The organism is Methanovulcanius yangii (assembly GCF_018687785.1).
GTDB lineage: Archaea > Halobacteriota > Methanomicrobia > Methanomicrobiales > Methanomicrobiaceae > Methanovulcanius > Methanovulcanius yangii.
On the sequence record NZ_LTBL01000002.1, the window covers coordinates 1 to 11,012 of the forward strand.

The following is an 11,012-nucleotide window of genomic DNA, read 5'->3' on the forward strand; positions in this document are numbered from 1 at the left end:
CCGCGTTCCAGATGACATCTTTCGTTACCTCAAGGGAGCCGAGGATGTACTCGTTCGTCACCGTCGCGGTTCCGACACCGCCACTTGTAACAGTAGCGCCGGAGTCGTCGATGACGGGGACTTCCCACTCACTGCCGAGAGCAGATTCCGTGACCGTGTAGGTGCCGGGAATCAGGTCGTCCATCTCAGGACGCCGCCGGTCGTGCTCTTACAGTCACCACTCGGATACGAAGGACCGGTGATACAGATCTCAAAGAGAGTTCCGTCGGGAGTTACGCCGTTCCAGATGACATCTTTCGTTACCTCAAGGGAGCCGAGGATGTACTCGTTCGTCACCGTCGCGGTTCCGACACCACCACTTGTAACAGTAGCGCCGGAGTCGTCGATGACGGGGACTTCCCACTCACTGCCGAGAGCAGATTCCGTGACCGTGTAGGTGCCGGGAATCAGGTCGTCCCCATCTCAGGACGCCGCCGGTCGTGCTCTTACAGTCACCAACTCGGATACGAAGGACCGGTGATACAGATCTCAAAGAGAGTTCCGTCGGGAGTTACGCCGTTCCAGATGACATCTTTCGTTACCTCAAGGGAGCCGAGGATGTACTCGTTCGTCACCGTCGCGGTTCCGACACCGCCACTTGTAACAGTAGCGCCGGAGTCGTCGATGACGGGGACTTCCCACTCACTGCCGAGAGCAGATTCCGTGACCGTGTAGGTGCCGGGAATCAGGTCGTCCCATCTCAGGACGCCGCCGGTCGTGCTCTTACAGTCACCACTCGGATACGAAGGACCGGTGATACAGATCTCAAAGAGAGTTCCGTCGGGAGTTACGCCGTTCCAGATGACATCTTTCGTTACCTCAAGGAGCCGAGGATGTACTCGTTCGTCCACCGTCGCGGTTCCGACACCGCCACTTGTAAAGTAGCGCCGGAGTCGTCGATGACGGGGACTTCCATCACTGCCGGAGCAGATTCCGTGACCGTGTAGGTGCCGGGAATCAGGTCGTCCCATCTCAGGACGCCGCCGTCGTGCTCTTACAGTCACCACTCGGATACGAAGGACCGGTGATACAGATCTCAAAGAGAGTTCCGTCGGGAGTTACGCCGTTCCAGATACATCTTTCGTTACTCAAGGGAGCCGAGGATGTACTCGTTCGTCACCGTCGCGGTTCCGACACCGCCACTTGTAACAGTAGCGCCGGAGTCGTCGATGACGGGGACTTCCCACTCACTGCCGAGAGCAGATTCCGTGACCGTGTAGGTGCCGGGAATCAGGTCGTCCCATCTCAGGACGCCGCCGGTCGTGCTCTTACAGTCACCACTCGGATACGAAGGACCGGTGATACAGATCTCAAAGAGAGTTCCGTCGGGAGTTACGCCGTTCCAGATGACATCTTTCGTTACCTCAAGGGAGCCGAGGATGTACTCGTTCGTCACCGTCGCGGTTCCGACACCGCCGCCACTTGTAACAGTAGCGCCGGAGTCGTCGATGACGGGGACTTCCCACTCACTGCCGAGAGCAGATTCCGTGACGTGTAGGTGCCGGGAATCAGGTCGTCCCATCTCAGGACGCCGCCGGTCGGCTCTTACAGTCACCACTCGGATACGAAGGACCGGTGATACAGATCTCAAAGAGAGTTCCGTCGGGAGTTACGCAGTTCCAGATGACATCTTTCGTTACCTCAAGGGAGCCGAGGATGTACTCGTTCGTCACCGTCGCGGTTCCGACACCGCCATTGTAACAGTAGCGCCGGAGTCGTCGATGACGGGGACTTCCCACTCACTGCCGAGAGCAGATTCCGTGACCGTGTAGGTGCCGGGAATCAGGTGTCCCATCTCAGGACGCCGCCGGTCGTGCTCTTACAGTCACCACTCGGATACGAAGGACCGGTGATACAGATCTCAAAGAGAGTTCCGTCGGGAGTTACGCCGTTCCAGATGACATCTTTCGTTACTCAAGGGAGCCGAGGATGTACTCGTTCGTCACCGTCGCGGTTCCGACACCACCACTTGTAACAGTAGCGCCGGAGTCGTCGATGACGGGGACTTCCCACTCACTGCCGAGAGCAGATTCCGTGACCGTGTAGGTGCCGGGAATCAGGTCGTCCCATCTCAGGACGCCGCCGGTCGTGCTCTTACAGTCACCACTCGGATACGAAGGACCGGTGATACAGATCTCAAAGAGAGTTCCGTCGGGAGTTACGCCGTTCCAGATGACATCTTTCGTTACCTCAAGGGAGCCGAGGATGTACTCGTTCGTCACCGTCGCGGTTCCGACACCGCCACTTGTAACAGTACGCCGGAGTCGTCGATGACGGGACTTCCCACTCACTGCCGAGAGCAGATTCCGTGACGTGTAGGTGCCGGGAATCAGGTCGTCCCATCTCAGGAGCCGCCGGTGTGCTCTTACAGTCACCACTCGGATACGAAGGACCGGTGATACAGATCTCAAAGAGAGTTCCGTCGGGAGTTACGCCGTTCCAGATGACATCTTTCGTTACCTCAAGGAGCCGAGGATGTACTCGTTCGTCACCGTCGCGGTTCCGACACCGCCACTTGTAACAGTAGCGCCGGAGTCGTCGATGAGGGGACTTCCCACTCACTGCCGAGAGCAGATTCCGTGACCGTGTAGGTGCCGGGAATCAGGTCGTCCCATCTCAGGACGCCGCCGGTCGTGCTCTTACAGTCACCACTCGGATACGAAGGACCGGTGATACAGATCTCAAAGAGAGTTCCGTCGGGAGTTACGCCGTTCCAGATGACATCTTTCGTTACCTCAAGGGAGCCGAGGATGTACTCGTTCGTCACCGTCGCGGTTCCGACACCGCCACTTGTAACAGTAGCGCCGGAGTCGTCGATGACGGGGACTTCCCACTCACTGCCGAGAGCAGATTCCGTGACCGTGTAGGTGCCGGGAATCAGGTCGTCCCATCTCAGGACGCCGCCGGTCGTGCTCTTACAGTCACCACTCGGATACGAAGGACCGGTGATACAGATCTCAAAGAGAGTTCCGTCGGGAGTTACGCCGTTCCAGATGACATCTTTCGTTACCTCAAGGGAGCCGAGGATGTACTCGTTCGTCACCGTCGCGGTTCCGACACCGCCACTTGTAACAGTAGCGCCGGAGTCGTCGATGACGGGGACTTCCCACTCACTGCCGAGAGCAGATTCCGTGACCGTGTAGGTGCCGGGAATCAGGTCGTCCCATCTCAGGACGCCGCCGGTCGTGCTCTTACAGTCACCACTCGGATACGAAGGACCGGTGATACAGATCTCAAAGAGAGTTCCGTCGGGAGTTACGCCGTTCCAGATGACATCTTTCGTTACCTCAAGGGAGCCGAGGATGTACTCGTTCGTCACCGTCGCGGTTCCGACACCGCCACTTGTAACAGTAGCGCCGGAGTCGTCGATGACGGGGACTTCCCACTCACTGCCGAGAGCAGATTCCGTGACCGTGTAGGTGCCGGGAATCAGGTCGTCCCATCTCAGGACGCCGCCGGTCGTGCTCTTACAGTCACCACTCGGATACGAAGGACCGGTGATACAGATCTCAAAGAGAGTTCCGTCGGGAGTTACGCCGTTCCAGATGACATCTTTCGTTACCTCAAGGGAGCGAGGATGTACTCGTTCGTCACCGTCGCGGTTCCGACACCGCCACTTGTAACAGTAGCGCCGGAGTCGTCGATGACGGGGACTTCCCACTCACTGCCGAGAGCAGATTCCGTGACCGTGTAGGTGCCGGGAATCAGGTCGTCCCATCTCAGGACGCCGCCGGTCGTGCTCTTACAGTCACCACTCGGATACGAAGGACCGGTGATACAGATCTCAAAGAGAGTTCCGTCGGGAGTTACGCCGTTCCAGATGACATCTTTCGTTACCTCAAGGGAGCCGAGGATGTACTCGTTCGTCACCGTCGCGGTTCCGACACCGCCACTTGTAACAGTAGCGCCGGAGTCGTCGATGACGGGGACTTCCCACTCACTGCCGAGAGCAGATTCCGTGACCGTGTAGGTGCCGGGAATCAGGTCGTCCCATCTCAGGACGCCGCCGGTCGTGCTCTTACAGTCACCACTCGGATACGAAGGACCGGTGATACAGATCTCAAAGAGAGTTCCGTCGGGAGTTACGCCGTTCCAGATGACATCTTTCGTTACCTCAAGGGAGCCGAGGATGTACTCGTTCGTCACCGTCGCGGTTCCGACACCGCCACTTGTAACAGTAGCGCCGGAGTCGTCGATGACGGGGACTTCCCACTCACTGCCGAGAGCAGATTCCGTGACCGTGTAGGTGCCGGGAATCAGGTCGTCCCATCTCAGGACGCCGCCGGTCGTGCTCTTACAGTCACCACTCGGATACGAAGGACCGGTGATACAGATCTCAAAGAGAGTTCCGTCGGGAGTTACGCCGTTCCAGATGACATCTTTCGTTACCTCAAGGGAGCCGAGGATGTACTCGTTCGTCACCGTCGCGGTTCCGACACCGCCACTTGTAACAGTAGCGCCGGAGTCGTCGATGACGGGGACTTCCCACTCACTGCCGAGAGCAGATTCCGTGACCGTGTAGGTGCCGGGAATCAGGTCGTCCCATCTCAGGACGCCGCCGGTCGTGCTCTTACAGTCACCACTCGGATACGAAGGACCGGTGATACAGATCTCAAAGAGAGTTCCGTCGGGAGTTACGCCGTTCCAGATGACATCTTTCGTTACCTCAAGGGAGCCGAGGATGTACTCGTTCGTCACCGTCGCGGTTCCGACACCGCCACTTGTAACAGTAGCGCCGGAGTCGTCGATGACGGGGACTTCCCACTCACTGCCGAGAGCAGATTCCGTGACCGTGTAGGTGCCGGGAATCAGGTCGTCCCATCTCAGGACGCCGCCGGTCGTGCTCTTACAGTCACCACTCGGATACGAAGGACCGGTGATACAGATCTCAAAGAGAGTTCCGTCGGGAGTTACGCCGTTCCAGATGACATCTTTCGTTACCTCAAGGGAGCCGAGGATGTACTCGTTCGTCACCGTCGCGGTTCCGACACCGCCACTTGTAACAGTAGCGCCGGAGTCGTCGATGACGGGGACTTCCCACTCACTGCCGAGAGCAGATTCCGTGACCGTGTAGGTGCCGGGAATCAGGTCGTCCCATCTCAGGACGCCGCCGGTCGTGCTCTTACAGTCACCACTCGGATACGAAGGACCGGTGATACAGATCTCAAAGAGAGTTCCGTCGGGAGTTACGCCGTTCCAGATGACATCTTTCGTTACCTCAAGGGAGCCGAGGATGTACTCGTTCGTCACCGTCGCGGTTCCGACACCGCCACTTGTAACAGTAGCGCCGGAGTCGTCGATGACGGGGACTTCCCACTCACTGCCGAGAGCAGATTCCGTGACCGTGTAGGTGCCGGGAATCAGGTCGTCCCATCTCAGGACGCCGCCGGTCGTGCTCTTACAGTCACCACTCGGATACGAAGGACCGGTGATACAGATCTCAAAGAGAGTTCCGTCGGGAGTTACGCCGTTCCAGATGACATCTTTCGTTACCTCAAGGGAGCCGAGGATGTACTCGTTCGTCACCGTCGCGGTTCCGACACCGCCACTTGTAACAGTAGCGCCGGAGTCGTCGATGACGGGGACTTCCCACTCACTGCCGAGAGCAGATTCCGTGACCGTGTAGGTGCCGGGAATCAGGTCGTCCCATCTCAGGACGCCGCCGGTCGTGCTCTTACAGTCACCACTCGGATACGAAGGACCGGTGATACAGATCTCAAAGAGAGTTCCGTCGGGAGTTACGCCGTTCCAGATGACATCTTTCGTTACCTCAAGGGAGCCGAGGATGTACTCGTTCGTCACCGTCGCGGTTCCGACACCACCACTTGTAACAGTAGCGCCGGAGTCGTCGATGACGGGGACTTCCCACTCACTGCCGAGAGCAGATTCCGTGACCGTGTAGGTGCCGGGAATCAGGTCGTCCATCTCAGGACGCCGCCGGTCGTGCTCTTACAGTCACCACTCGGATACGAAGGACCGGTGATACAGATCTCAAAGAGAGTTCCGTCGGGAGTTACGCCGTTCCAGATGACATCTTTCGTTACCTCAAGGGAGCCGAGGATGTACTCGTTCGTCACCGTCGCGGTTCCGACACCGCCACTTGTAACAGTAGCGCCGGAGTCGTCGATGACGGGGACTTCCCACTCACTGCCGAGAGCAGATTCCGTGACCGTGTAGGTGCCGGGAATCAGGTCGTCCATCTCAGGACGCCGCCGGTCGTGCTCTTACAGTCACCACTCGGATACGAAGGACCGGTGATACAGATCTCAAAGAGAGTTCCGTCGGGAGTTACGCCGTTCCAGATGACATCTTTCGTTACCTCAAGGGAGCCGAGGATGTACTCGTTCGTCACCGTCGCGGTTCCGACACCGCCACTTGTAACAGTAGCGCCGGAGTCGTCGATGACGGGGACTTCCCACTCACTGCCGAGAGCAGATTCCGTGACCGTGTAGGTGCCGGGAATCAGGTCGTCCCATCTCAGGACGCCGCCGGTCGTGCTCTTACAGTCACCACTCGGATACGAAGGACCGGTGATACAGATCTCAAAGAGAGTTCCGTCGGGAGTTACGCCGTTCCAGATGACATCTTTCGTTACCTCAAGGGAGCCGAGGATGTACTCGTTCGTCACCGTCGCGGTTCCGACACCGCCACTTGTAACAGTAGCGCCGGAGTCGTCGATGACGGGGACTTCCCACTCACTGCCGAGAGCAGATTCCGTGACCGTGTAGGTGCCGGGAATCAGGTCGTCCCATCTCAGGACGCCGCCGGTCGTGCTCTTACAGTCACCACTCGGATACGAAGGACCGGTGATACAGATCTCAAAGAGAGTTCCGTCGGGAGTTACGCCGTTCCAGATGACATCTTTCGTTACCTCAAGGGAGCCGAGGATGTACTCGTTCGTCACCGTCGCGGTTCCGACACCGCCACTTGTAACAGTAGCGCCGGAGTCGTCGATGACGGGACTTCCCACTCACTGCCGAGAGCAGATTCCGTGACCGTGTAGGTGCCGGGAATCAGGTCGTCCCATCTCAGGACGCCGCCGGTCGTGCTCTTACAGTCACCACTCGGATACGAAGGACCGGTGATACAGATCTCAAAGAGAGTTCCGTCGGGAGTTACGCCGTTCCAGATGACATCTTTCGTTACCTCAAGGGAGCCGAGGATGTACTCGTTCGTCACCGTCGCGGTTCCGACACCGCCACTTGTAACAGTAGCGCCGGAGTCGTCGATGACGGGGACTTCCCACTCACTGCCGAGAGCAGATTCCGTGACCGTGTAGGTGCCGGGAATCAGGTCGTCCCATCTCAGGACGCCGCCGGTCGTGCTCTTACAGTCACCACTCGGATACGAAGGACCGGTGATACAGATCTCAAAGAGAGTTCCGTCGGGAGTTACGCCGTTCCAGATGACATCTTTCGTTACCTCAAGGGAGCCGAGGATGTACTCGTTCGTCACCGTCGCGGTTCCGACACCGCCACTTGTAACAGTAGCGCCGGAGTCGTCGATGACGGGGACTTCCCACTCACTGCCGAGAGCAGATTCCGTGACCGTGTAGGTGCCGGGAATCAGGTCGTCCCATCTCAGGACGCCGCCGGTCGTGCTCTTACAGTCACCACTCGGATACGAAGGACCGGTGATACAGATCTCAAAGAGAGTTCCGTCGGGAGTTACGCCGTTCCAGATGACATCTTTCGTTACCTCAAGGGAGCCGAGGATGTACTCGTTCGTCACCGTCGCGGTTCCGACACCGCCACTTGTAACAGTAGCGCCGGAGTCGTCGATGACGGGGACTTCCCACTCACTGCCGAGAGCAGATTCCGTGACCGTGTAGGTGCCGGGAATCAGGTCGTCCCATCTCAGGACGCCGCCGGTCGTGCTCTTACAGTCACCACTCGGATACGAAGGACCGGTGATACAGATCTCAAAGAGAGTTCCGTCGGGAGTTACGCCGTTCCAGATGACATCTTTCGTTACCTCAAGGGAGCCGAGGATGTACTCGTTCGTCACCGTCGCGGTTCCGACACCGCCACTGTAACAGTAGCGCCGGAGTCGTCGATGACGGGGACTTCCCACTCACTGCCGAGAGCAGATTCCGTGACCGTGTAGGTGCCGGGAATCAGGTCGTCCCATCTCAGGACGCCGCCGGTCGTGCTCTTACAGTCACCACTCGGATACGAAGGACCGGTGATACAGATCTCAAAGAGAGTTCCGTCGGGAGTTACGCCGTTCCAGATGACATCTTTCGTTACCTCAAGGGAGCCGAGGATGTACTCGTTCGTCACGTCGCGGTTCCGACACCGCCACTTGTAACTTTCGCCTTCCACTTCCCACTCTCACTGCGTTCCCACCGCCGGGCAGTAGGCGTCCCATCTCTCGTCGCGCCGTTTTGTCAACTTCGGAGAGCAGATTCCGTGACCGTGTAAATCAGGATCTCAGGACGCCGCCGTCGACAGTCACCACTCGATACGAAGGACCGGTGATACAGATCTCAAAGAGAGTTCCGTCGGGAGTTACGCCGTTCCAGATGACATCTTTCGTTACCTCAAGGGGAGAGGATGTACTCGTTCGTCACCGTCGCGGTTCCGACACCGCCACTTGTAACAGTAGCGCCGGAGTCGTCGATGACGGGGACTTCCCACTCACTGCCGAGAGCAGATTCCGTGACCGTGTAGGTGCCGGGAATCAGGTCGTCCCATCTCAGGACGCCGCCGGTCGTGCTCTTACAGTCACCACTCGGATACGAAGGACCGGTGATACAGATCTCAAAGAGAGTTCCGTCGGGAGTTACGCCGTTCCAGATGACATCTTTCGTTACCTCAAGGGAGCGAGGATGTACTCGTTCGTCACCGTCGCGGTTCCGACACCACCACTTGTAACAGTAGCGCCGGAGTCGTCGATGACGGGGACTTCCCACTCACTGCCGAGAGCAGATTCCGTGACCGTGTAGGTGCCGGGATCAGGTCGTCCCATCTCAGGACGCCGCCGGTCGTGCTCTTACAGTCACCACTCGGATACGAAGGACCGGTGATACAGATCTCAAAGAGAGTTCCGTCGGGAGTTACGCCGTTCCAGATGACATCTTTCGTTACCTCAAGGGAGCCGAGGATGTACTCGTTCGTCACCGTCGCGGTTCCGACACCGCCACTTGTAACAGTAGCGCCGGAGTCGTCGATGACGGGGACTTCCCACTCACTGCCGAGAGCAGATTCCGTGACCGTGTAGGTGCCGGGAATCAGGTCGTCCCATCTCAGGACGCCGCCGGTCGTGCTCTTACAGTCACCACTCGGATACGAAGGACCGGTGATACAGATCTCAAAGAGAGTTCCGTCGGGAGTTACGCCGTTCCAGATGACATCTTTCGTTACCTCAAGGGAGCCGAGGATGTACTTCGTTCGTCACCGTCGCGGTTCCGACACCGCCACTTGTAACAGTAGCGCCGGAGTCGTCGATGACGGGGACTTCCCACTCACTGCCGAGAGCAGATTCCGTGACCGTGTAGGTGCCGGGAATCAGGTCGTCCATCTCAGGACGCCGCCGGTCGTGCTCTTACAGTCACCACTCGGATACGAAGGACCGGTGATACAGATCTCAAAGAGAGTTCCGTCGGGAGTTACGCCGTTCCAGATGACATCTTTCGTTACCTCAAGGGAGCCGAGGATGTACTCGTTCGTCACCGTCGCGGTTCCGACACCACCACTTGTAACAGTAGCGCCGGAGTCGTCGATGACGGGGACTTCCCACTCACTGCCGAGAGCAGATTCCGTGACCGTGTAGGTGCCGGGAATCAGGTCGTCCCATCTCAGGACGCCGCCGGTCGTGCTCTTACAGTCACCACTCGGATACGAAGGACCGGTGATACAGATCTCAAAGAGAGTTCCGTCGGGAGTTACGCCGTTCCAGATGACATCTTTCGTTACCTCAAGGGAGCCGAGGATGTACTCGTTCGTCGTCACCGTCGCGGTTCCGACACCGCCACTTGTAACAGTAGCGCCGGAGTCGTCGATGACGGGGACTTCCCACTCACTGCCGAGAGCAGATTCCGTGACCGTGTAGGTGCCGGGAATCAGGTCGTCCCATCTCAGGACGCCGCCGGTCGTGCTCTTACAGTCACCACTCGGATACGAAGGACCGGTGATACAGATCTCAAGAGAGTTCCGTCGGGAGTTACGCCGTTCCAGATGACATCTTTCGTTACCTCAAGGGAGCCGAGGATGTACTCGTTCGTCACCGTCGCGGTTCCGACACCGCCACTTGTAACAGTAGCGCCGGAGTCGTCGATGACGGGGACTTCCCACTCACTGCCGAGAGCAGATTCCGTGACCGTGTAGGTGCCGGGAATCAGGTCGTCCCATCTCAGGACGCCGCCGGTCGTGCTCTTACAGTCACCACTCGGATACGAAGGACCGGTGATACAGATCTCAAAGAGTTCCGTCGGGAGTTACGCCGTTCCAGATGACATCTTTCGTTACCTCAAGGGAGCCGAGGATGTACTCGTTCGTCACCGTCGCGGTTCCGACACCGCCACTTGTAACAGTAGCGCCGGAGTCGTCGATGACGGGGACTTCCCACTCACTGCCGAGAGCAGATTCCGTGACCGTGTAGGTGCCGGGAATCAGGTCGTCCCATCTCAGGACGCCGCCGGTCGTGCTCTTACAGTCACCACTCGGATACGAAGGACCGGTGATACAGATCTCAAAGAGAGTTCCGTCGGGAGTTACGCCGTTCCAGATGACATCTTTCGTTACCTCAAGGGAGCCGAGGATGTACTCGTTCGTCACCGTCGCGGTTCCGACACCACCACTTGTAACAGTAGCGCCGGAGTCGTCGATGACGGGGACTTCCCACTCACTGCCGAGAGCAGATTCCGTGACCGTGTAGGTGCCGGGAATCAGGTCGTCCCATCTCAGGACGCCGCCGGTCGTGCTCTTACAGTCACCACTCGGATACGAAGGACCGGTGATACAGATCTCAAA

General features: G+C 58.2%; 20 protein-coding genes. All 20 read right to left on the reverse strand.

Going from position 1 to position 11,012, the window contains the following annotated elements; genetic code table 11:
• Positions 1-184 (reverse strand): hypothetical protein (locus tag AZH53_RS11265; protein ID WP_319643674.1); only part of this gene is annotated, 184 nt, incomplete at its 3' end.
• Positions 172-336 (reverse strand): hypothetical protein, encoded by a 165-nt coding sequence (locus tag AZH53_RS11270; RefSeq protein ID WP_319643675.1) that lies wholly within the window; start codon positions 334-336, stop codon positions 172-174. The genes AZH53_RS11270 and AZH53_RS11265, both read right to left, overlap by 13 nt.
• 155 nt (positions 337-491) lie before the next feature.
• Complete coding sequence (locus AZH53_RS11275) at positions 492-1,010, reverse strand: hypothetical protein (protein WP_319643676.1); 519 nt, start codon at positions 1,008-1,010, stop codon at positions 492-494.
• A 113-nt stretch (positions 1,011-1,123) separates the two neighbouring features.
• On the reverse strand, positions 1,124-1,561 hold the full coding sequence (locus tag AZH53_RS11280; protein WP_319643677.1) for a DUF5979 domain-containing protein: 438 nt from the start codon (positions 1,559-1,561) through the stop codon (positions 1,124-1,126).
• A 1-nt stretch (position 1,562) separates the two neighbouring features.
• On the reverse strand, positions 1,563-1,712 hold the full coding sequence (locus AZH53_RS11285) for a hypothetical protein (RefSeq protein WP_319643678.1): 150 nt from the start codon (positions 1,710-1,712) through the stop codon (positions 1,563-1,565).
• Positions 1,709-1,834, reverse strand: coding sequence for a hypothetical protein (locus tag AZH53_RS11290; RefSeq protein ID WP_319643679.1), 126 nt, complete (start codon positions 1,832-1,834; stop codon positions 1,709-1,711). The genes AZH53_RS11285 and AZH53_RS11290 overlap by 4 nt, the downstream gene beginning before the upstream one ends.
• A 115-nt stretch (positions 1,835-1,949) precedes the next feature.
• Complete coding sequence (locus AZH53_RS11295) at positions 1,950-2,330, reverse strand: DUF5979 domain-containing protein (protein WP_319643680.1); 381 nt, start codon at positions 2,328-2,330, stop codon at positions 1,950-1,952.
• Positions 2,230-2,601: a hypothetical protein gene (locus tag AZH53_RS11300; protein ID WP_319643681.1), complete on the reverse strand. Its 372-nt coding sequence runs from the start codon at positions 2,599-2,601 to the stop codon at positions 2,230-2,232. Before AZH53_RS11300 ends, AZH53_RS11295 begins: the two co-directional genes overlap by 101 nt.
• Positions 2,528-3,700: an MSCRAMM family protein gene (locus AZH53_RS11305; RefSeq protein ID WP_319643682.1), complete on the reverse strand. Its 1,173-nt coding sequence runs from the start codon at positions 3,698-3,700 to the stop codon at positions 2,528-2,530. The genes AZH53_RS11300 and AZH53_RS11305 overlap by 74 nt, the downstream gene beginning before the upstream one ends.
• Positions 3,598-5,964, reverse strand: a complete 2,367-nt coding sequence (locus tag AZH53_RS11310) for an MSCRAMM family protein (RefSeq protein WP_319643683.1) — start codon at positions 5,962-5,964, stop codon at positions 3,598-3,600. The genes AZH53_RS11305 and AZH53_RS11310 overlap by 103 nt, the downstream gene beginning before the upstream one ends.
• Positions 5,952-6,239: a hypothetical protein gene (locus AZH53_RS11315; RefSeq protein ID WP_319643684.1), complete on the reverse strand. Its 288-nt coding sequence runs from the start codon at positions 6,237-6,239 to the stop codon at positions 5,952-5,954. Before AZH53_RS11315 ends, AZH53_RS11310 begins: the two co-directional genes overlap by 13 nt.
• Positions 6,227-7,009 carry a collagen binding domain-containing protein gene (locus tag AZH53_RS11320; protein WP_319643685.1) on the reverse strand — a complete coding sequence of 261 codons (783 nt, stop codon included), beginning with the start codon at positions 7,007-7,009 and terminating at the stop codon, positions 6,227-6,229. Before AZH53_RS11320 ends, AZH53_RS11315 begins: the two co-directional genes overlap by 13 nt.
• Entirely contained in the window at positions 6,940-8,112 is a 1,173-nt protein-coding gene (locus AZH53_RS11325; RefSeq protein ID WP_319643686.1) for an MSCRAMM family protein, read from the reverse strand. Before AZH53_RS11325 ends, AZH53_RS11320 begins: the two co-directional genes overlap by 70 nt.
• On the reverse strand, positions 8,043-8,363 hold the full coding sequence (locus AZH53_RS11330; RefSeq protein ID WP_319643687.1) for a hypothetical protein: 321 nt from the start codon (positions 8,361-8,363) through the stop codon (positions 8,043-8,045). Before AZH53_RS11330 ends, AZH53_RS11325 begins: the two co-directional genes overlap by 70 nt.
• Positions 8,364-8,581: 218 nt before the next feature.
• Positions 8,582-8,953, reverse strand: a complete 372-nt coding sequence (locus AZH53_RS11335) for a hypothetical protein (protein WP_319643688.1) — start codon at positions 8,951-8,953, stop codon at positions 8,582-8,584.
• On the reverse strand, positions 8,883-9,161 hold the full coding sequence (locus AZH53_RS11340; protein WP_319643689.1) for a hypothetical protein: 279 nt from the start codon (positions 9,159-9,161) through the stop codon (positions 8,883-8,885). The genes AZH53_RS11335 and AZH53_RS11340 overlap by 71 nt, the downstream gene beginning before the upstream one ends.
• 244 nt (positions 9,162-9,405) lie before the next feature.
• Positions 9,406-9,561 carry a hypothetical protein gene (locus AZH53_RS11345; RefSeq protein ID WP_319643690.1) on the reverse strand — a complete coding sequence of 52 codons (156 nt, stop codon included), beginning with the start codon at positions 9,559-9,561 and terminating at the stop codon, positions 9,406-9,408.
• Positions 9,549-9,992 (reverse strand): hypothetical protein, encoded by a 444-nt coding sequence (locus AZH53_RS11350; protein WP_319643691.1) that lies wholly within the window; start codon positions 9,990-9,992, stop codon positions 9,549-9,551. Before AZH53_RS11350 ends, AZH53_RS11345 begins: the two co-directional genes overlap by 13 nt.
• Before the next feature lie 125 nt (positions 9,993-10,117).
• The gene (locus AZH53_RS11355; protein WP_319643692.1) at positions 10,118-10,267 is read right to left on the reverse strand and encodes a hypothetical protein; all 150 of its coding nucleotides are present in this window, start codon (positions 10,265-10,267) and stop codon (positions 10,118-10,120) included.
• A 190-nt stretch (positions 10,268-10,457) separates the two neighbouring features.
• The coding region (locus tag AZH53_RS11360; protein WP_319643693.1) for a DUF5979 domain-containing protein at positions 10,458-11,012 on the reverse strand (555 nt) is incomplete at its 5' end.